18 protein-coding genes and 2 pseudogenes are annotated in these 20279 nt (G+C 71.3%); 8 read left to right on the top strand and 12 right to left on the bottom strand.

The window, feature by feature from the left end; translation table 11 throughout:
• Positions 1–2 precede the first annotated feature (2 nt).
• A complete protein-coding gene (locus QQG74_RS05000; RefSeq protein WP_341719112.1) occupies positions 3–1187 on the bottom strand; it encodes a spermidine/putrescine ABC transporter substrate-binding protein in 1185 nt (394 codons plus the stop codon).
• A gap of 202 nt (positions 1188–1389) precedes the next feature.
• Between QQG74_RS05000 and QQG74_RS04995 the strand changes: the two genes are divergently transcribed.
• Positions 1390–1902: an Lrp/AsnC family transcriptional regulator gene (locus QQG74_RS04995; RefSeq protein ID WP_341719111.1), complete on the top strand. Its 513-nt coding sequence runs from the start codon at positions 1390–1392 to the stop codon at positions 1900–1902.
• 116 nt (positions 1903–2018) lie between these two features.
• Here QQG74_RS04995 and QQG74_RS04990 read toward each other — a convergent pair whose 3' ends face one another.
• Positions 2019–2216, bottom strand: a complete 198-nt coding sequence (locus tag QQG74_RS04990; RefSeq protein ID WP_341719110.1) for a DUF397 domain-containing protein — start codon at positions 2214–2216, stop codon at positions 2019–2021.
• Positions 2207–2977, bottom strand: a complete 771-nt coding sequence (locus tag QQG74_RS04985; RefSeq protein ID WP_341719109.1) for a helix-turn-helix transcriptional regulator — start codon at positions 2975–2977, stop codon at positions 2207–2209. The genes QQG74_RS04990 and QQG74_RS04985 overlap by 10 nt, the downstream gene beginning before the upstream one ends.
• Positions 2978–3429: 452 nt before the next feature.
• On the opposite strand from QQG74_RS04985, the gene QQG74_RS04980 reads away from it, so the two are divergent.
• Together QQG74_RS04980 and QQG74_RS04975 are read left to right on the top strand one after the other, a co-directional pair.
• On the top strand, positions 3430–4776 hold the full coding sequence (locus tag QQG74_RS04980; RefSeq protein ID WP_341719108.1) for an aspartate aminotransferase family protein: 1347 nt from the start codon (positions 3430–3432) through the stop codon (positions 4774–4776).
• An 8-nt stretch (positions 4777–4784) separates the two neighbouring features.
• Positions 4785–6161: an FAD-dependent oxidoreductase gene (locus QQG74_RS04975; RefSeq protein WP_341719107.1), complete on the top strand. Its 1377-nt coding sequence runs from the start codon at positions 4785–4787 to the stop codon at positions 6159–6161.
• 141 nt (positions 6162–6302) lie between these two features.
• Here the strand turns inward: QQG74_RS04975 and QQG74_RS04970 are convergent, their stop codons facing one another.
• Positions 6303–6677 (bottom strand): DUF3499 domain-containing protein, encoded by a 375-nt coding sequence (locus QQG74_RS04970; protein ID WP_341719106.1) that lies wholly within the window; start codon positions 6675–6677, stop codon positions 6303–6305.
• A gap of 151 nt (positions 6678–6828) precedes the next feature.
• Between QQG74_RS04970 and QQG74_RS04965 the strand changes: the two genes are divergently transcribed.
• Positions 6829–7278 carry a metallopeptidase family protein gene (locus tag QQG74_RS04965; RefSeq protein WP_341719105.1) on the top strand — a complete coding sequence of 150 codons (450 nt, stop codon included), beginning with the start codon at positions 6829–6831 and terminating at the stop codon, positions 7276–7278.
• Positions 7279–7507: 229 nt separating this feature from the next.
• Here the strand turns inward: QQG74_RS04965 and QQG74_RS04960 are convergent, their stop codons facing one another.
• The 6 genes and pseudogenes from QQG74_RS04960 to QQG74_RS04935 form a co-directional block, all read right to left on the bottom strand.
• Positions 7508–7765: a WhiB family transcriptional regulator gene (locus tag QQG74_RS04960; RefSeq protein WP_111245606.1), complete on the bottom strand. Its 258-nt coding sequence runs from the start codon at positions 7763–7765 to the stop codon at positions 7508–7510.
• A 471-nt stretch (positions 7766–8236) separates the two neighbouring features.
• Entirely contained in the window at positions 8237–8581 is a 345-nt protein-coding gene (locus tag QQG74_RS04955; RefSeq protein ID WP_341719104.1) for a phospholipase, read from the bottom strand.
• 14 nt (positions 8582–8595) lie between these two features.
• Positions 8596–9990: a DUF4331 domain-containing protein gene (locus QQG74_RS04950; protein ID WP_341719103.1), complete on the bottom strand. Its 1395-nt coding sequence runs from the start codon at positions 9988–9990 to the stop codon at positions 8596–8598.
• Positions 9991–10099: 109 nt separating this feature from the next.
• A complete protein-coding gene (locus QQG74_RS04945) occupies positions 10100–10381 on the bottom strand; it encodes a hypothetical protein (RefSeq protein WP_341719102.1) in 282 nt (93 codons plus the stop codon).
• A 158-nt stretch (positions 10382–10539) separates the two neighbouring features.
• A pseudogene (locus QQG74_RS04940) lies at positions 10540–13118 on the bottom strand (bifunctional FO biosynthesis protein CofGH).
• Between the two features lie 74 nt (positions 13119–13192).
• Positions 13193–14359: a hypothetical protein gene (locus QQG74_RS04935; protein WP_341719101.1), complete on the bottom strand. Its 1167-nt coding sequence runs from the start codon at positions 14357–14359 to the stop codon at positions 13193–13195.
• Positions 14360–14457: 98 nt separating this feature from the next.
• On the opposite strand from QQG74_RS04935, the gene cofD reads away from it, so the two are divergent.
• From cofD to QQG74_RS04920, 3 genes are read left to right on the top strand one after another with little or no spacing between them, the layout of a single operon-like run.
• Positions 14458–15459: a 2-phospho-L-lactate transferase gene (cofD, locus tag QQG74_RS04930; RefSeq protein WP_341719100.1), complete on the top strand. Its 1002-nt coding sequence runs from the start codon at positions 14458–14460 to the stop codon at positions 15457–15459.
• Positions 15456–16544 carry a coenzyme F420-0:L-glutamate ligase gene (locus tag QQG74_RS04925; RefSeq protein ID WP_341719099.1) on the top strand — a complete coding sequence of 363 codons (1089 nt, stop codon included), beginning with the start codon at positions 15456–15458 and terminating at the stop codon, positions 16542–16544. The genes cofD and QQG74_RS04925 overlap by 4 nt, the downstream gene beginning before the upstream one ends.
• A 55-nt stretch (positions 16545–16599) precedes the next feature.
• The gene (locus QQG74_RS04920; protein WP_341721141.1) at positions 16600–17181 is read left to right on the top strand and encodes an NUDIX domain-containing protein; all 582 of its coding nucleotides are present in this window, start codon (positions 16600–16602) and stop codon (positions 17179–17181) included.
• Here QQG74_RS04920 and QQG74_RS04915 read toward each other — a convergent pair.
• Positions 17150–18241, bottom strand: a complete 1092-nt coding sequence (locus tag QQG74_RS04915; protein ID WP_341719098.1) for a sugar phosphate nucleotidyltransferase — start codon at positions 18239–18241, stop codon at positions 17150–17152. The two genes, QQG74_RS04920 and QQG74_RS04915, sit on opposite strands and share 32 nt — an antisense overlap.
• Positions 18242–18289: 48 nt before the next feature.
• Positions 18290–19435 carry a glycosyltransferase family 1 protein gene (locus tag QQG74_RS04910; protein WP_341719097.1) on the bottom strand — a complete coding sequence of 382 codons (1146 nt, stop codon included), beginning with the start codon at positions 19433–19435 and terminating at the stop codon, positions 18290–18292.
• 150 nt (positions 19436–19585) lie between these two features.
• Between QQG74_RS04910 and QQG74_RS04905 the strand changes: the two are divergent.
• Positions 19586–20266: pseudogene (locus QQG74_RS04905) on the top strand (TIGR03089 family protein); the annotation flags it as partial.
• Between the last annotated feature and the right edge of the window lie 13 nt (positions 20267–20279).

Raw genomic sequence — 20279 nt, 5'->3', positions numbered from 1 at the left:
CGTCACGCTCCGATTACCTGCTGGAACTTGGTCTCGTACTCCCGCTCCTGCTGCTCGTCCAGGGCCATGAAGACCCGGGCCTTGGAGAGGATGGCGTCGTCCGGGAAGATCAGCGGGTTGGCGGCCAGCTCCGGGTCGATCTTCTCCATCTCCTCCTGCGCACCCTGCACCGGGCAAATGTAGTTAACGTACGCGGCGAGCTGGGCGGCGATGGCCGGGTCGTAGTAGTGGTTGATAAGCGCTTCGGCGTTTGCCTTGTGGGTCGCCCGGTTCGGCACCAGCATGTTGTCCGACCAGAGCATCACGCCGGAGTCGGGCACCACGAACTTGATCCGATCGTCGTCGAAGCCGAGCTGGATGATGTCACCGGACCAGCCGATGCAGGCCGCGATGTCGCCCTTGGCCAGGTCGGGTGCGTAGTCGTTGCCGGTGAACCGGCGGATCTGCCCGGAGTCGACCGCCTTGCGCAGCTTGTTCAGCGCGTCGTCGAACTGGTTGCCGGTGAAGTCGGCCGGGTTGTGCCCGTTCGACATCAGCAGCAGCCCGATGGTGTCCCGCATCTCGGTCAACGCGGTCACCTTGCCCTTGAGGTCGGGGCGGGTAAGCAACTCGTCGATGGTACGGATCTCCCCGGTGACCCGGCCGTTGTAGGCGAGCCCGGCCAGACCGGACTGCCACGGCACGGCGAGGTGGTTGTCCACGTCGAAGGGGCGGTTGCGCAGCGACGGCAGCAGATTGGCCTCGACGTTCGGCAGGTTCGCCTTGTCCAGCTTCTGGATCCAGCCCAGCCGGATCATCCGGGCCGCCATCCAGTCGGTGAGCACCATGATGTCCCGCCCGGTGCTCTGACAGGCGGCGAGTTGGTTCTGCACCTTGCCGAAGAACTCGTTGTTGTCGTTGACGTCCTCGGTGTAGGTCACCTGGATGCCGCTGGAGCTGACGAAACTGTCCAGGGAGGGGCGCTTCGACTCGTCTTTCTCGTCGACATCCATGTACTGCGGCCAGTTGGAGAAGGCGAGCTTCTTCTCCGTACTGGAGATGTCCTCGCTGACGCAGCCGGCCTCGGTCTGCTGTGCGGCGGGGGTGCCGCAGCCGGCGAGGGTGCCACCCGTGGCGAGCAGCGCGGCCGAGCCGATGGTGCCAGTGAGCAGACGACGCCGGGTGACGGGCCGGAGGGCACTACGCATGTGACGACTCCTAGGGGATCATCGGCGGCGGGACGGGGGGTGCGCACGCCGGTGGAGGGTCAATGGCGATGGACGACTGATCCTGACATGAGGGAAGTTCTCTTACAAGGGATTCCGTTGCCGGGATAGCCATCTACGACGAATTTCGCCGGGACAGCCGATGGCTTAGGCTCAGCCGGATGACGGACATGGGGAGCGGTCGATGACGAACCGGCAGCACGACAACGGCAACGGCGGACGCCGGGTCAGCGTGCGCGAGGGCGCGAGCCACGTCCTGCTCGATGACGTGGCCAAGCAGATCATCGAGCAGTTGCAGGAAGACGGACGCCGGCCGTACGCCACCATCGGCAAGGCCGTGGGACTCTCCGAGGCAGCGGTACGCCAGCGGGTGCAGCGCCTGCTCGATGCCGGCGTGATGCAGATCGTCGCGGTCACCGACCCGCTGCAACTCGGTTTCCCCCGCCAGGCGATGATCGGCCTACGTACCGACGGCGACCTGGAGAGCGTGGCCGACCGCATCGCCGAGCTCGACGAGGTCGACTACGTGGTGATCACGGCCGGCTCCTTCGACCTGCTCGCCGAGGTGGTCTGCCGCAACGACGCGCACCTGCTGGACATCCTGCAACGGCTGCGCGCGGTCTCCGGCGTGGTCTCCACCGAGGCGTTCGTCTACCTGAAGCTGCGCAAGCAGACCTACAGCTGGGGCACCGCCTGACCCACCCTGCTTGATCAACTCCGTTACGGCGTAATGGCGGGGTCGACGCCGCCCTGATACCGCCGTTACGGCGAAACGGAGTCGATCAGCCAGCCCGGTACGGCGAACCGCGACAGTCAGCGGCCGGCTTGGCGTGGGGTGCCCGCGACGAAGGTGCGCCAGGCGTCGGGGGTGAAGGTCAACAGGCCGCCGGCCCGGTCCTTGCTGTCGCGTACCAGGATCCGGCCGGGCAGGTTGTCCGCCACCTCGACACAGTTGCCGCCGTTGTTGCTGCTGCGGGTGGCGGTGCGCCAGCGGGCGCCGGTCATCTCCATGTCGTCGCCACTTCCCTGATCAGCTCGATGGACTGGCGACGGGGCAGCGCCTCACCGGTGACGCTCTCCCATCTAGCGCCCAGGCTAGCAAGGTCGGCACGCTCGGTCACCACCTGACCGCGCAGCTGATTGTCCAGATAGGCCGCCTCGCCGCCATCCGGCGTCCGGGCCAGCACGAATGGCCCGGCCAGGCCGGTGTGCCACGGGTTCGCCGCCGGAATCACCCGCACCTGCACGTGTTCCCGCTCGCCCGCCTCGGCCAGGTGGGCAAGCTGCTCCGCCATCACCGCCCGATCGCGGCCCACCTGCCGGCGCAGCACCACCTCGTCGATCACCGCGACCAGTTGGAGCGGATTCTCCCGCTCCAGGACCCGCTGCCGCGCCAACCGCCCGGCGACGATCTCCTCGACCTCCGTCGGCGGCAACAGGCCGCCGGTGGCCAGCACCCCCCGGGCGTACGCCTCGGTCTGGAGCAGCCCCGGCACCAACAGCGGCTCATATGACCGCAGTGAGCTGGCCTTCTGCTCCAGTTCCGCCCACTCCCGGAACCAGGGCAGATCGCGACGGCGAAACGGCCCGGGCCAGAGTTCCTCGGCCTGACGCCCGAGCACGGTGGCGACGGCGACCCTGGTCCGAGGATGCGGAGTACGCCCGTCGGCGACCCACCGACCCGCCGTCTTCGGGTCGACGCCGACCTTCCCGGCCAACGACTCAGCGGTCTCGCCCTTGTTCGCCATCGCCAGCCTCAGCGCCTCGTTCATCTCCCGACCTCCGCCCGAGCGTCACGTTGCGCTGCACGCTAGCCACCCTGAGTGAGACTGTCCGCCCGCTCCCGGCGTGTTCCGCAGGACTGTTTCGGCGCATCTCACGCATCCCCGAAACGTCCCCCAAACGCCCCAGAAGAGTCCCGCCGACCACCTCCCGCCACACCCAACCCCCTGCCAACCCGCACCCCGCACCCACCCGGGGCGATCACCGGTTCCGACCTCGGTCCGGTCGGGGCACGGCACGGGTCCCGACCGCTGTCGCCAGGGCCGGGGTGTGGCGAAGCGGAGATGCGGATTCCGTTGCTCATGTCACTCCGTCTCGCTGAATTCGTTGCTACAGGCCGCCTGGTCAACCGATTGCACTTGCCTTTGGGCGCGAGGCTGTGGGATAACCGTGGGCAGAGCGGCCGGTGACCCCTGACCGGCCCGAGACCGATGGGGCTGACATGGCCAACGCCACCGACCACCTCTGGATGCACTTCACCCGGATGGCGAGCTACTCCGCAAGCGAGGTGCCGACCATCGTCCGCGGCGAGGGTGCCTACGTCTGGGACGCGCAGGGCCGCCGTTACCTGGACGGGCTCGCTGGGCTCTTCGTCGTCAACGCCGGCCACGGTCGCACCGAGCTGGCCGAGGCGGCGGCCAAGCAGGCCGGCGAGCTGGCCTACTTCCCGCTCTGGTCGTACGCCCACCCGACCGCCGTCGAGCTGGCCGAACGGATCTCCGCGCTGACTCCCGGCGACCTCAACCGGGTCTTCTTCACCACCGGCGGGTCGGAGGCCGTCGAGGCGGCCTGGAAGCTGGCCCGGGCGTACTTCAAGCGGACCGGCAAGCCGACCAAGCACAAGGTGGTGAGCCGGTACATCGCCTACCACGGCACCTCGATGGGTGCCCTGTCGATCACCGGGCTGCCCGGCATCAAGACCGACTTCGAGCCGCTGGTACCCGGCGGCATCAAGGTGCCTAACACGAACTTCTACCGGGCCCCGGAGCACGGCGACGATCCGGTGGCGTTCGGCCGGTGGGCCGCCGAGGAGATCGGCCGCGCCATCGAGCGGGAGGGGCCGGACACGGTCGCGGCGGTCTTCCTGGAGCCGGTGCAGAACTCGGGCGGCTGTTTCCCGCCGCCGCCCGGCTACTTCGAGCGGGTCCGCGAGATCTGCGACACGTACGACGTGCTGCTGGTCAGCGACGAGGTGATCTGCTCGTGGGGCCGGCTCGGCGAGTACTTCGGCGCGGTCCGCTACGGCTACCAGCCCGACATCATCACCACCGCCAAGGGCATCACCTCCGGCTACGCGCCGCTCGGCGCCATGATCGCCAGTGACCGGCTGATGGAGCCGTTCCTGACCGAGACCGGCATGTTCGCCCACGGGGTGACCTTCGGTGGACACCCGGTCTCCTGCGCGGTGGCCCTGGCCAACCTGGAGGTCTTCGCCCGCGAGGATCTCGTCGGGCACGTACGGGCCAACGAGGCCGCGTTCCGCGCCACCCTGGAGAAGCTGACCGACCTGCCGATCGTCGGCGACGTCCGCGGCGACGGCTACTTCTACGGCATTGAGCTGGTCAAGGACAAGTCGACCCGGGAGACCTTCGACGAGGCCGAGTCCGAGCGGCTGCTGCGGGGCTTCCTCTCCAGCGCGCTCTTCTCCGCCGGGCTCTACTGCCGGGCCGACGACCGGGGCGACCCGGTGGTGCAGCTCGCCCCGCCACTGATCGCCGGGCAGCAGCAGTTCGACGAGATCGAACAGATCCTGCGCGGTGTACTCACCGAGGCCTGGTCCCGCCTCTAGGAGCAGCCATGCGCTACCAGGACCTGTCGTACTGGCTGTCCAGTGTGGACGAGCCGTTGACCCCGCGCCCGGCGCTGCCCGGCGACGACGTAGCGGACGTGGTGATCGTCGGCGCCGGCTACACCGGCCTCTGGACGGCGTACTACCTGTCGCAGGCCGACCCGGCGCTGCGCATCACCGTCCTGGAGCGCCAGGTGGCCGGCTTCGGCGCGTCCGGTCGCAACGGTGGCTGGTGCTCGGCGCTGCTGCCGACGTCGCTGACCGGGCTGGCCCGCCGGCACGGCCGCGACGCCGCGATCGCCATGCAGCGCGCGATGCACGACACCGTGCGCGAGGTCGGCCGGGTGGTCGCCGCCGAGGGCATCGACTGCCACTTGTCGTACGGCGGCACGGTGGTGCTGGCCCGCAGCGCCCCGCAGGTGGCGCGGGCCGAGGCGGCCGTGGCGGAGGCCCGCGAGTTCGGCTTCGGCCCGGCCGACCTCACCCTGCTCGGCCGGGACGAGGCCGCGAGCCGGTGCGCCGCCGAGGGGGTACGCGCCGCCACCTACACGCCGCACTGCGCGGCGGTGCACCCGGCCCGGCTGGTACGCGGCCTGGCCCGAGCGGTCGAGCGCCGGGGGGTGACCATCCACGAGCGGACCCCGGTGACCGAGATCCGCCCGGGTGCGGCGGTCACCCCGCACGGGACCATCTGCGCCCCGGTGGTGGTGCGGGCGACCGAGGGATACACCCCTGGGCTGCGGGGGCAGCGGCGGGCCATCGCGCCGGTCTACTCGCTGATGGTCGCCACCGCGCCGCTGCCGGCGTCCACCTGGGCGCAGATCGGCCTCGCCGAGCGGGAAACGTTCTCCGACCACCGACACATGATCATCTACGGCCAGCGGACCGCCGACGGCCGGCTCGCCTTCGGCGGGCGGGGTGCGCCGTACCACTTCGGCTCGCGGACCCTGCCGGGCTACGACCGGGAGCCACGGGTCTTCGCCGCGTTGCGCCGTACCCTCGGCGAACTCTTCCCGGTGCTCGGCCCGGAAGTGCCGGTGACCCACACCTGGGGCGGGCCGCTGGGGGTCGCCCGGGACTGGGCCGCCTCGGTCGGGTTCCACCGGGCTGACGGGCTGGCCTGGGCCGGCGGTTACGTCGGCGACGGCGTGGGCACCAGCAACCTGGCCGGGCGCACGCTTGCCGACCTGATCCGGGGCGAGCAGACCGAGTTGACCCGGCTACCCTGGGTCAACCACCGCTCTCCCAACTGGGAGCCGGAACCCCTGCGCTGGCTGGCGGTCAACGCCGGCCTGAGGATCATGCACTCCGCCGACGAGGCCGAGTCCCGCACCAACCGCCCCTCCCGCCGCGCCGCCACCCTCTCCCGCCTCCTAAACCACTAACCCCACCCACCCCACCCCACCCACCCTGGCCCCACCCCCACCCACCCCATCCTTGCCCCGTTGATCATGAGGTTGGCGGCAGTAGTTGATCTTCAAAGTGCCGCCAACCTCATGATCAACCACGAAAAGGGGGGCCGGGGATCAGTGGGGTGGGGGGATTACGCGGAGGTGGCCGCGGCGGGACGAGGTAGTGGTGGGGGTGTTCGGGGTGTGGTTCTGGTCGTCCTGGGGTGGGCGGGGGGCCGGGCGGGCCGCCTCACGCACGGCCTCGGCCAGCGCGACCAGGTCGTCGGTGGTGGGCGGCGGCGGCTCGAACTCGCCCTCGTGCCGGACCACTTCCCAGCCCCGGGGTGCGGTGAGGCTGCGGGCGTGCGGCTCACAGAGGTCGTACGTGTGTGGCTCGGCGAAGGCGGCCAGCGGACCCACCACGGCCGTTGACTCGTTGTAGACATAGGTCAGCGTGGCGACCGCTTGCCGGGGGCAGCCATTACGGGAGCAGCGCCGTGGTGACCTCACGGGCGCAGGGTATCTCCATTACCGGGTCCGGCGCACCGCTTCGCGTTGCGACACGCCCATCTGGGTGATCACATTTCTCCCGTACCGACGCGGCTCGCCACGGTGGCGGCGCTGATACGGTCCGGTCATCTCCGGAAGCTACCCTTTGCCCATGACGAGCCCGGAGAACCGCCGCCCCGGCGCCAGCCGGCGGGCCCACCGCGACCGGCACGGTCGGGGCCTGCGCGGGCGGCTGGTGCCGGCCACCGTGCCGCTGGCGCGGACCAAGGCGGAGATCTTCGACGACCTGGTGCTGGACACCGTCGAGACGCTCGAACGCCGGTTCGCCAAGGAGTTGGCCGGGGTGGAGTTCGCCGTCGAGGATGTGCCGCCCGAGCTGAACGTCTACGACTCCGACGTGCTGGAGGACGGCGAGGTGCCGTTGGCCCGGTTGCTCCCGGGCCGACCCGGCCGCCAGGAGTTGCCGCCCCGGATCGTGCTCTACCGACGGCCCCTGGAGTTCCGGGCGATGGATCGGGAGGATCTCGCCGACCTGGTGCACGACGTGATCATCGAGCAGGTGGCGAATCTGCTCGGCGTCGACCCGGACGAGCTGGCCTGAGCACGAGCCGACGGGCAACCCACCACAGAAACCGAGCTCCACTGCGGAGACTCTAGCTCCACCGCAGAAACCCGAACTCCACTGCGGGGACTTCTAGCTCCACCGAAGAAACCCGAACTCCACTGCCGGGGAACCGGAACTCCACTGCCGGGGAACCGGAGCTCCACTGCGGAACCCTAGCTCCGCTCGGCCGGGCAGGGCGGTCCCCCAACCGCCCCGGCCCGACGAGTCAGGCCGCCCGCCGCTTCAGCTTGCGCCGTTCCCGCTCGGAGAGCCCACCCCAGATGCCGAACCGCTCATCGTGGCCGAGAGCGTACTCGAGACATTCCGCCTTGACCTCACACCGCGTACAGATTCGCTTCGCTTCTCGGGTAGAGCCGCCCTTCTCGGGGAAGAACGCCTCCGGGTCGGTCTGCGAGCACAACGCCCGCTCCTGCCACTCCGGCGCGTTCCCGAGCAGGTCGGCCGCCTCGAGCTGGCCGTCCATCAATTGCCTCCTTGTCGCGCACCGGCGTCATCGCCGCTGCAACCCCCCACGCGAAAGGCGTGTTTGTCCGTCCGGACCCGTTTTGCTGCGTTCCGCGCGAACAACCCCATTCAAATTACACGCGTGTAATGCGTGCGCCGTCAAGCCAAACTTGATATTGGAGTCGCCCTCCCGACACGCGCCCGGACGGCAGTCCGGACCACCCCCGTCCTCGCCTTGCCCTATCGATTCAGACCCCGGCCGAGTAACGCCCTCCCCGGCGAGTTGCCGGAGTTTTCTCCCGTGGCGCACCACGCCCCGGCCGGACGATCGAGCCCGGCAGGAACCCCGGGAAGGCCACCCCTCAAGATTCGTTGATCTTGAGGGGCAAGGTTAACGCGCCTCCGCCCGTCCTGCCCGTCGAGCGGGTGAACAACGACCGCGTCCCGCCCACATTGTGGACGGGACGCGGTCGTCAGAGTGCCTCGCGGGTCAGTCGGAAGTCGGAGATGTGCTGGTAGGCCAGACGAACTCAGCGACGAATCCACCCGCGACGGTGACCGTTCCGGCGGGCGTGTCATCGTCCCACCAGACGGTATAGCGGCCAGCGGGAAGATCCGGATAGACCGCGCTGTGGAAGGTGCCGTCCCGGACCTGCCGTTCCCGCACCGCAGCATGCGTACGCGACTGGTCCTCCTGATCGGCCCGGCTCACCTCGATCTCCCGGCCGAGCAGTTGTCGTCCGGTATGGATGATCAAGGCACCGGTGTCGCCGCCCAGGTTGAGCAGCACCGCCCCGCTACCCGTCGGCCCGTACACGTGTGAGTGTCCGCTCATGTTCCCTCCCTGGTTCAGGCCGATACCGGCGGATTGTTGAACCCGTCGTACGGCGTACCGAGGAACGGGAAGTTCCGCAGGAAGGGCGCGGTCACGTCCGCCTCGGTCAGCCCCGGGGTCACCGCCGCCGCCGCATCGTCCGGGGTGAACTTCTTGTCGACAAGCGGCACGGTCAACCCGGCCACCGCCCGCAGCGCGATGGTCACCACGTCGTCGGTGACCCGACGGCCGTTCGGCCAGCCGGCCAGATCGCCACCGAGCACCCCCAGCCGGTTCGGACGGCGGGCCGGCGGGATGGCCGTGTTGAGCCGCAGCATGTCGGCCTGGACGTCGCCGGTGGCGTTGCTGAAGCCGTTGATCAGTCCTTCCGGGATGCCGGTGAGCAGGATGGCGACCAGGTCGGCGCGAGCCTTCTTCGACTTGTTCAACTTGGCGAGGTTGTCGAAGACGCCCGGGTAGAGCACCGGCAGCAGGGCGGCCAGTTCCGGCTGCTCGACGAACTTCGCGAACCGCTTGTCCTCCGACGGCGGCAGGGTGTTCCAGAGGTCCTTCTGTGCCATCGGCACGATCACCTCATTGAACAGCGGATTGCCCAACCGGGACACCTGGGTGAAGGGCCCGGCATCGGTGTCGCCTGCGGACCGGTCACCGAGCACCTTGACCTGCCGGCGCGACGCCGAGGTCCATACCCCGATCACCGAGGCCGGCTCCTGCCAGTGGTAGCGGTCGGCCCGCCGCCGCAACTTGTCCAGCGGCACCTGGATGGCCAGGCTGTGCACGTTCATCCGGTCGAGGGCGTTGACCGGCTCGCCGGCCTCCCGGAACAGTTTCTTGCCGGCCACGTGCAACTGCTGGAACGGCCGCAGCGTACCGAGGTCGAAGATCGCGCCGAGATCCACGTAGAAGCCATCCGCGCGCTGCCCGGCGAAGACCTTCTCCCCGGTGGAGAGCGCGAAGGTCGCCTGGCGGACCAGGTCCTCGTACCGGGGGATGGAGAGCGGGCCGACGTTGCTCGGCGGGCAGGGCAGCTTGCGGGCCAGCAGTTGCTTGCGGCCGTCGGCGATCCGGGTCAGGCTGTAGAACTGCCGCCGGTTCCAGTTCTCGCTCTCCAGCGACTCGATCGGGCCGGTGTTGTAGAGAAAGCTGTTCGGATTGGTGATCTCGGTGGTGAACTCGAAGCGGTAGGTGACCTCCGGTTCGCCGTCCCCGTTGTTGTCGATGTGGATCTCGTATCGCACGTCGTCGCCGAACTCGAAAAAGTTCGGGCCGCCGGAGGGAAGCTGCAACGGCACGTAGTTGGCGATCAGCGTCACCGTGTCCGGCTTGTTCGGGGTGACGAAAGCGTACAGGTCCGACGAATCGGCGACCGGATCCTTGGCGATCTCCGGTGCCTCGCGGTGTGAAGACATGGCGAACCCACCTCACTGGGCAGAATGGTGAATCGGATGGCCGGCCGGGCGCCGAGAGCCCGCGCCGGGCCGAAGAAAGACGGCCGAGAAGAGCCGGACCGAAGCGGGATCAGCGCCGCGCGGCGGCCTTGCGCAGCCGGTCCGCCAGGCCCTTGTCCCGCACCTCGAGGCGGGACTCGCCGACGAACACGTCCATCGTGCCGTTTCGGGCGTCGCGCAGATGCACGATGATCGTCTCGTCCGGACCGGCCGCGCCCTTGTCGCCGTCGCCGGCCGCCGAGAGACCCGGCACCGCGAGAGCGGCGGCACCGAGGGTGGCGCTGGCCGCAGCCGTCAACGTCTGTCGGCGGGTCAGCTTCGGCCAGCGCCGCTTACGGGACTCAGTTCTCATGGGCAACCTTTCCAGCGGCGGCGCGCACGCGCCCGCGATGGCGGACGGGGGTCGCGACGCCTGCCGCGCCGGCCCCCGCGAGGGGCACCGGCGGCGGTCCTCGCCGCTACCGCCGCCGGCATCGACAGGTACGGCTGCCGCCGGGCGAAGGTTCGACGCTACGCGCAGATGTGACCGTACGCGGTGGTACGCCTACGCACCGGCCGGCCCGCCGCCGCCGCGATCGACCGAAGCTGCTCCTCGGTACGCGCCGACCCGTTGCCCGAACCGGCCATCCGCGAGATCGTCTCCTCCATCAGCGTGCCGCCCAGATCGTTGCAGCCGCTGCGGAGCATCTCGACGGTGCCCGCGTCGCCAAGCTTGACCCAGGAGCACTGGATGTTGTCGATCCGACCGTGCAGCAGCACCCGGGCCATCGCGTGCACCACCCGGTTCTCCCGCCAGGTCGGGCCGGGCCGGGCGATGCCGGCGAGATAGATCGGGGCGTTGGTGTGCACGAACGGCAACGCCACGAACTCGGTGAACCCGCCGGTGCGGTCCTGCACCCCGGCCAGCACCCGGAAGTGCGCCAGCCACTGCCCCGGATGGTCCACGTGGCCGTACATCATCGTGGAGCTGGACCGGATGCCCAGCTCGTGGGCCGTGCTGACGGTCTCGACCCAGGCGGCGGTCGGCAGCTTGCCCTTGGTCAGCACCCACCGCACCTCGTCGTCGAGGATCTCCGCCGCGGTGCCCGGGATGGTGTCCAGCCCCGCGTCGCGCAGTCCGGTCAGCCAGTCCCGCACCGACACCCCGGCCTTGGCCGCCGCGGTGACGATCTCCATCGGCGAGAAGGCGTGCACGTGCATCTGCGGCACCCGCGCCTTGATCGCCCGGACCAGGTCGGCGTAGATGGTCACCGGCAGCTTCGGGTCGATGCCGCCCTGGATGCAGACCTCGCCGGCACCGGCCGCCCACGCCTCCTCGGCCCGGTCGGCCACCTGCTCCACCGACAGCCGGTACGCGTCGGCGTCACGTTCCCGCTGCGCGAAGGCACAGAACCGGCACCCCACGTAGCAGACGTTGCTGAAGTTGATATTGCGGTTCACCACGTAGGTGACGTCGTCGCCAACGGCGTCCCGGCGCAACTCGTCCGCCGTGCGGCACAGTTCGTCAAGCGCCGGACCGTCCGCAGCGAAGAGGGCCAGCGCGGCGTCGGCGTGCCGGGGTTCGAGCAGCGCCGCCGGATCGTCGGCGGCCAGCCGCAGACCGGCGCGCAGGTCAGCGTCCCCGCTCCGTCGGTGGCCCGCCGGCCCGCCCCGGCCCGCTGCGCGCCGTCCGTCGCCGGGTCGTCACCGGCGCCCGCCCGCGCCGGTGGCACGCCGACCTTGGCCGCCACCTCCGACCAGTCGCCGTAGACGTGGTCGAAATCGCCCCGCCGGTCCTCGGTACGCCCGGTGGTGTCGATTGTGGCGTGCAGGTCGGTCCGTCCGCCGTACGTCTCGTCGGGCTCCTGCCACGGCCGACCGACCGGCCGGGCCGACTCCACCGCCAGCCCGGTCGCCGGCTCGGCCAGCGCGCCGACGTGCGGCAGCAGGCGCGGGTCCAGCCAGGGCTCGCCGGCCCGGACGTACTCCGGGTAGATGGTCAGCCGCTCGCGCAGGGTGAACCCGGCGGCGGCGGTACGCGCCGCCAACTCGTCGAGCTGCGGCCACGGGCGCTCCGGATTGACGTGGTCCGGCGTCACCGGCGAGACCCCGCCCCAGTCATCGATGCCGGCCCGCAGCAGCAGGTCGTACTCGCCGGCGATCAAGTTCGGTGGCGCCTGGATGCGGGCCTTCGGGCCGAGCAGCACCCGGGCCACAGCCACGGTGGCGGCGAGATCGTGCAGCTCCGCGTCGGGCATCCCGCGCATCGCGGTGTCCGGCTTGGCGCGGAAGTTCTGCACGATCACCTCCTGGAGGTGGCCGTACTCCCGCATGGCCCGCCGGATCGCGAAGATCGCGTCCACCCGTTCGGCGTGGGTCTCGCCGATGCCGATCAGGATGCCGGTGGTGAACGGAACACCGACCCGGCCGGCGTCGTCGAGCACCCGCAACCGCACCGCCGGTTCCTTGTCCGGCGAGCCGTAATGCGGGCCGCCCGGAGAGGACCAGAGCCGGGTCGCTGTGGTCTCCAGCATCATCCCCATGCTCGGCGCGACCGGCTTGAGCCGGTGCAGCTCCGACCAGGAGAGCACCCCCGGGTTCAGGTGCGGCAGCAGACCGGTCTCCTCCAGCACCGCCACCGCGCAGGCGCGCAGGTAGTCCAGGGTGGACTCGTAGCCCCGCTCGTCCAGCCACCGCCGGGCCGCCGGCCAGCGTTCCTCGGGCCGGTCACCGAGGGTGAACAGCGCTTCCTTGCAGCCCTGCGCCGCACCGGCGCGGGCGATGGCGAGCACCTCGTCGCGGTCGAGGAAGGCCGCCGGCAACCGGTGCGGCACGGTGGCGAACGTGCAGTAGTGGCATCGGTCCCGACAGAGCCGGGTCAGCGGGATGAAGACCTTCTTGGAGTACGTCACCACGCCCGGCCGACCGGCGTCACGCAGGCCGGCGTCGCGGATCGCGCCAGCGATGTCAAACAGCTGTTCCAGCGCCGCACCCCGGGCGGTGAGCAGCGTCGACGCCTCGGCGACGTCGATCGCCCGCCCGGTGGCGGCCCGGTGCAACGCTCGCCGTACGCCCGCCTCGTTCGGCGTCGGCTCGCTCCGATCAACCATTCGCCCAGCCTATGCGCTGCCGTGCCGGCCCACGGTCGGCCGGGCCCGACCGCCCGATCCGGGGTGCCGGGCGGTCAGCGCGGGTCGATGCGCTGGGTCGGATCGGCGTCGCGTTGGGTCGGATCGGCGTCGGCGTCGGGGCGCGGTACCGGCTGGATCGGTTCGGCATCCTGGCGGCCGATGACCTGGGTCGGGTCGGCCGAAGCCGGCTGCCCGAACGGTGGCGCGGCCGGCGCCCCAGCGGCCGGCGCGGACGGTGCCGGCGCAGCGGGTGCCGGCGCAGCAGGTGCCGGTGCGGACGGTGCCGGCGCAGCGGGTGCGGGCGACTGCGGGGACACCGCCGGCTGACCGTGCGGCGGCCAGGTGTGCGGCGACGACGGCTCGCCGGCCGACGGCGGCTGACCGGCCACCGGCCAGCCCGGCTGACCGCCACCCGGGTAGCCACCGGACTGGCCGCCACCGGCGTGGGCCTCAGACTGGCCGCCACCGGCGTGGGCCTCGGGCTGACCGCCACCGAAGTAACCACCGGACTGAGCGCCACCGGAGTAGGCGTCAGGCTGACCGCCACCGGAATACCCGCCGGGTTGACCGGACCAGGCGCCGGGCTGGTCGCTGCCCGGCCACCCGCCCGACTGACCGGGCGCCGCCCAGCCGCCACCGGCCTGGCCGGAACCGCCGGGCTGGGCCGGTGCACCCGGGTAGGGCCAGCCCGGCTGCTGCGGGGTGCCGTACAGTCCGGGCTCCGGCTTGGGCCGAGGCACGTGGTAGAGCCGCTGCCACACGCTCCAGACCAGGTAGGCGGCGACCGCGAACAACGCCAGCCAGGCAGCCCGGGTGAGCGTGCCCGTCAGGGCCTCGAACAGCTGCCCCTCGGCCAGCCGACCGACCAACCAGACCAGCAGGGTCAGCCCGCCGAGCACCGCACTGAACGCGTACTGGCCGAGCGCCACCTGAGTGATCAGTTTTGCCCTCGGCACGACCGGAGCCAGGTGGGTGGCGAGCAGCACGGCCAGCACCGGCAGGACGATCGCCTCCAACCCGATGAAGACGGCGGACGCGCCGCCGGCCCGCCCGGTCACCGTGCTGTAGGTGCCCTGCGGGGTGAGCAGCCGGATCAGCCCGACGAAGAGGAAGATCGCGTTCGCGCCCAGCAGCACGAAGGCGGTCAGTTCCCGCAACGGCCGGGTCGCCTGGCTGGCCGGGGTCGGATCGGTGGGCGAGGGCTCGGCGGGGCTGGTCACGAACTCTCCCTGAGGGCGAAAGCGGACAGGTGCCGACGTGAGCCTAGTCTCCCCGCGCGACGCGCCGACGAAGGCCTCACGTAGGCGAGGATGGGCGGATGCGGATCGTGGTTCTGACCGGGGGCATCGGCGGTGCCCGGTTCCTGCTTGGCGTCCGGGCGTACGCCCGGGAACGGGACGCCGAGGTGACCGCGGTGGTCAACGTCGGTGACGACCTGCGCCTGCACGGGCTCCGGGTCTGCCCCGACCTGGACAGCGTCATGTACACCCTGGGCGGCGGCGCCGACCCGGAGCGGGGCTGGGGACGGGTCGACGAGAGCTGGACCGTCAAGGCCGAACTGGCCGCGTACGGTGCCGAGCCGAGCTGGTTCGGGCTGGGCGACCGGGACCTCGCCACCCACCTGGTCCGCACCACGATGCTTGACGCGGGCTATCCACTGCACCAGGTCACCGAGGCGCTGGCGACGCGCTGGCAGCCCGGCGTACGCCTGCTGCCGGCGACCGACGACCGCCTGGAGACGCACGCGATCGTGAGCATGGCAAGTGAGCCTGCCGGCCCCGCAGTCACGAACAACGCCGACACCACGGACATCGACGGCGCGCGGCGGGCGATCCACTTCCAGGAGTGGTGGGTGCGGCACCGCGCCCAACTGCCGACCCACCAGTTCGTCTTCGTCGGTGCGGACACGGCGAAGCCGGCACCCGGCGTCACGGCGGCGATCGGCGCGGCCGACCTGGTGCTGATCGCGCCGAGCAACCCGGTGGTCAGCATCGCGCCGATCCTGGCCGTGCCGGGCCTGCGGGAGGCGGTGACCGACGGGCCGGCTCCGGTGGTCGGGGTCTCGCCGATCATCGGCGGCGCGCCGGTGCGCGGCATGGCCGACCGGTGCCTGGCGGTGGTCGGGGCCGAGTGCAGCGCCGCCGGTGTCGGTGGGCTCTACGGTGCCCGGGCCACCGGTGGCCTGCTCGACGGCTGGCTGGTCGCCGAGGAGGACGCGGATACCCTGGTGCCGGACGTGACCGTGCGCGCGGTACCGCTGCGGATGACCGACGAGGCGGCGACGGCGGCGATGGTCCGCGCCGCAGTGGAGCTGATGTGAGACTGGAGATCCTGCCGGTGCCCGGCATCGGCCACGTGACCGAGGGCGACGACCTGGCAGCGCTGATCGGCGGTGCCGCGCCCTGGCTACGCGACGGCGACGTGCTGGTGGTGACCAGCAAAATCGTCTCCAAGGCGGAGGGACGTCTGGTGGACGTCCCGGCCGACGGACCGGAGCGGCAGACCGCCCGCGACGAGGTGCTGGCGGCGGAGACCGTCCGGGTGGTGGCGGCCCGGGGCGCGACCCGGATCGTGCAGACCCGGCACGGCTTCGTGATGGCCGCAGCCGGGATCGACGCCTCCAACGTCGACAAGACCCGGCTGGTGCTGCTCCCGGTGGACCCGGACGCCTCGGCCCGGGCGCTGCGGGCCGGGCTGCGGCAGCGGTACGGCGTGGACGTGGCGGTGATCGTCAGCGACACCATGGGCCGGCCCTGGCGCAACGGACTCACCGACGTGGCCCTCGGCGTCGCCGGCATGGCGGCCATCCGCGACCATCGGGGCGAGGTCGACCCGTACGGCAACGAGCTGGTGCTGACCCAGATGGCGGTGATCGACGAATTGGCCGCCGCAGGCGAACTGATCAAAGGCAAGTGCGACCAGATGCCGGTGGCGGTGATCCGGGGCTACCTGACCGCGCCGCTGGCCGGGGACGGCGAAGGAGCGAAGGTCCTCGTCCGGGACGCCGCGATGGACCTGTTCTCGCTCGGCACCGCCGAGGCGACGGTCGCCGGGCTCGCCGCCGCCGCCACCCTGCCGGACCAGCCGGGCAGCACCCCACCCGACCCGGAGACGGTACGCCAGGCGATCGCCTCGGTCGCCGACGTGGTGGCGCCCGGCACAGTCTTCACCCCGATCACCGAAGACGGCGTACGCGCCGGACTGGTCAGCACGGTGCCCGGCTGGCCGGCGCAGGCCACCGCGCTGGTGCTCTGTTCCCCGCCCACCCCGGCCGGACAGGTCCAGTTGGTCCGGTTCGGCACCGACGTACAGCGCCTGCGCACCGCCCTCGCGGCCCGCGACGTCCCCTCTCAACTCCTCCCCCCACCCGCCGCCACCACCGCCGCCGCCGCCCTCGCGCTGTGATGAAAGGAAGGGCCCCTTGTTAACGCCTCGTGTATTAAAAGGGTCCCCTCCTAACATCAGCACCGGCGACGGCTGGGCGCTGCTGCACGCCGACGCGGTGGCGGTGCTCAGCGGTTGGCAGCCCACCGGCGCGGAGGCGGCGACCGCCCTGGAACGTACCCTCGATCTGCTGGCCGCCGGGCCGGCGGCGATGCGTCGCGAGCACCGGGCCGGCCACGTCACCGCCAGCGCGCTGGTGTTCGACGCGACCGGCTCCCGGGTGCTGCTCTGCCTGCACGGCAAGTTCCACCGGTGGGTGCAGCTCGGCGGGCACTGCGAGCCGGGCGACCGGACGCTCGCCGAGGCGGCGCTGCGCGAGGCCACCGAGGAGTCGGGCATCGCCGGCCTGCGCATCGATCCGGTGCCCATCGACGTGGACGTACACCCGGTGCGTTGCCAGGGCGGCTCGCTGCACCACGACGTGCGTTACGCGGTCGTCGCACCACCGGGTGCGGTGGAGCGGGTCAGCGCGGAGTCGGAGGCGCTGGGCTGGTTCCCGCCCGACCGGCTGCCGGACCCGCTGGCCGGCGGGACCGCCCGGCTCGTCGCGCCCGGGCTGGCCGCCTTCAGACGAGCTTCTCCTCCCCCCGCGCCTTGAGCTCGTCGACGATCGTCTTGACGTCCTGAGCGCGGTCGCGGGGGCAGACCAGCAACGCGTCCGGCGTGTCGACCACGATCAGGTCCCGTACGCCGACGCCGGCCACCAGCCGCCCGGACTGCGGTACGACCACCACGCCGCTGCTGTCGCGCAACAGCACCTCGGCCTCGCTGTCCGCCCCGAGCACCACGTTGCCGTCGGCGTCGGCCGGCAGCACCTCGCCGAGGGTGTGGAAGTCACCCACGTCGTTCCACCGGAAGTCGCCCGGCACGGTCGCGACCCGCCCGGCGCTTGCCGCGCCCTCCATCACCGCGTAGTCGACCGAGATCTTGGGCAGCGTCGGCCAGACCGCGCCGAGCACGTCGTCCTGCTCCGGGGTACCCCAGGCCGCGGCGATCGCGGTGACGCCGGTGTGCAGGGCGGGCTGCTGACGGGCCAGTTCGGCGAGGAAGGCCGACACCCGCCAGACGAACATGCCGGCGTTCCAGAGGTACCGGCCGGAACGCAGGTACGCCTCGGCCACCTCGGCGCTCGGCTTCTCCTTGAACTCGACGACCGGGCGCATCGGCCCGTCGCCGACCGGTTCACCGGTCTGTAGGTATCCGTACCCCGTCTCCGGCCGGGTCGGGGTGATCCCCACGGTCATCAGCAGTCCCTGCTCGGCCCCGCGGACCGCCTCGGAGACCGTGGCCACCCAGCGCTGCGGGTCACCGATCAGATGGTCGGCGGCGAACGAACCCATTACCGCGTCCGGATCCCGTACGGCGATCACCGCCGCGGCCAGCGCGATGGCGGCGCAGGAGTCCCGTGGCGAGGGCTCGACCAGGATGTTCTCCTCCGGTACCCCGGTCAGTTGACGGGCCACGGCCGCGGCATGGGCCGCGCCGGTGACCACCATTGTGTGTTCCGGAGTGGTAAGCGGTGCCGCCCGTTGCACCGTCGCCTGGAGCAGCGAGGCGGACGTGCCGGTGAACGGATGGAGAAACTTGGGATGGCCGGCGCGGGAGAGCGGCCACAGCCTTGTGCCGCTGCCACCCGCCGGGATGACGACATAGATCACCAGGACATCATGCCCGACCCACCCGGACCGGTCGCCCGGTTGGCACTGTCAGGATCGCGCTCGTGACCAGGCAGCGATGTGCACCTCGGCGCTGGACTCCCAGGTGAACTCCTTGGCCCGATCGAAGCCGGCCTTGGCCAGCGACAACCGGCGCGGCTCGTCGTCGAGCAGCGCGGCCAGGTCGGTGGCGATCTGGTCCGGGTCCTCGCTGGTGTACGCGACCGCGTCGCCGCCCACCTCCGGCAGCGACAGCCGGGGGGTGGTGAGCACCGGGGCCGCGCACGCCATCGCCTCCAGGATCGGCAGGCCGAAGCCCTCACCGTACGACGGGTAGGCCGCGACGAGTGCACCGCCGAGGAAACCGGGCAGGTCGGCGTAGCGCAGGTAACCGGGGCGCAGCAGCCGCAGGTGCGGCGGCACCTCGGCCACCGCCCGGTCGATGTCGTCGTCGTGTCCCTGGCCGCCGGCGACGACCAACGCGGGCGGGTCCTGCCGGTCGGCCACCGCCCGGGCCCAGCCCCGGATCAGGTTCGGTACGTTCTTGCGCGGCTCCTTGGCACCGAGGAACGCCACGTAGCTGCCGTTGCCGAGGCCGAGGCGGGCGCGTACCCGGGCCTTCTCCTCGTCGCCGGGGGCGTGGAAGGCGGTGTGGTCGACACCGTGGTAGGCGACGTCGATCCGGGTCGGGTCGGCGTCGAGTAGCCGGATCAGCTCGTCCCGGGTCGCCTTGCTCGGCACGATCACCCGATCGGCGCGGCGCAGCGAGGTCTTGATGGCGCTGCGGAAGAACGTCCGGCGGGACTTGTCGTAGTGCTCCGGCTCGGTGAAGAAGGTCGCGTCGTGCACGGTCACCGTGACCGGGCAGCCGGCCCGCAACGGGCAGGTGTAGAAGGGCGAGTGCAGCACCTCCGCGCCGACCTGCTGGGCCAGCAGCGGCAGGCCGGTCTGCTCCCAGGCCAGCCGGGCCGGTCGGTGCGCGACGGCGGCGGGCGCGGGAACGATCTCCGCGCCGGGCAGCATCCGCCGGTAGCGCTCCAGATCGGTGCGGAGGCTGACGACGACCAGGTCCACCGCCGACCCGCACACCTTGCCCAGGGCACCGAGCAGGCCGTCGACGTATCTACCGACGCCGCCACGATCGGCGGGGACACTCGTGGCGTCGATGAGTACGCGGGGCGGGCGACCGGCGGTCACTGGGCGACTCCTTGCGATGGCGGGACTGTGGGGAACAACACTCCGGCAAGCCTACGCCGGAGCCGGGTACGGGCGCTGACTGCGACCCGACGGTACGCCGACTTGTCGTTGTCATTGAATACGTTCCCCGGCCGCGTATCGTTCGCGCCGATGGCCGACAACCTTGCCCGGGTCCTCGCCGACGCGATCGCGACCGACCCCACCCGCCCCCTGCTGACCTGGTACGACGACGCCACCGGCGAGCGCACCGAACTGTCCGGCGCGACGCTGGCGAACTGGGTGGCCAAGACCGCCAACCTGCTCGTCGACGAGTTGTCCCTCGGTCCGGGCGACACCGCCGGCGTGTTGCTCCCACCGCACTGGCAGACCGCTGCGGTGCTGCTCGGCTGCTGGTCGGCCGGGCTCACGGTGACCGACCAGCCGGGCGACGTGGACGTACTCTTCGCCGCCGCGGACCGGATCGCCGAGGCGGAAACCTGGACGGCCGGCGACCGGTACGCCCTGGCGCTGCACCCGTTCGCGCTGCCGTTGCGGGAGGTGCCGGCCGGCTTCGCCGACTACGTGACCGAGGTCCGCGCCCACGGCGACCACTTCGGGGCGTACCCGCCGGCCGGCCCGGCCCAGGTGGAGCTGCGGGCCCGGGCCGTCGCCCGCGCGGCGGAACTGGGCATCACGCCGGGCGACCGCGTCCTGATCGACGTGGACCGCTATCCCGATCCCCTCAGCTGGCTGCTGGCCCCCCTGACCGCCCGCGCCACCCTGGTCCTGACCGCCCACCCCACCCCCACCACCCTCGCCACCCACCAGACCACCGAAAAAACCACCCACACCTCCCTAACCCCCA

It is taken from the genome of Micromonospora sp. FIMYZ51, assembly GCF_038246755.1.
In the GTDB taxonomy this organism is placed as follows: domain Bacteria; phylum Actinomycetota; class Actinomycetes; order Mycobacteriales; family Micromonosporaceae; genus Micromonospora.
Note: the sequence above shows the minus strand (reverse complement) of the source record. Positions and strands in the feature narration are given on the sequence as shown.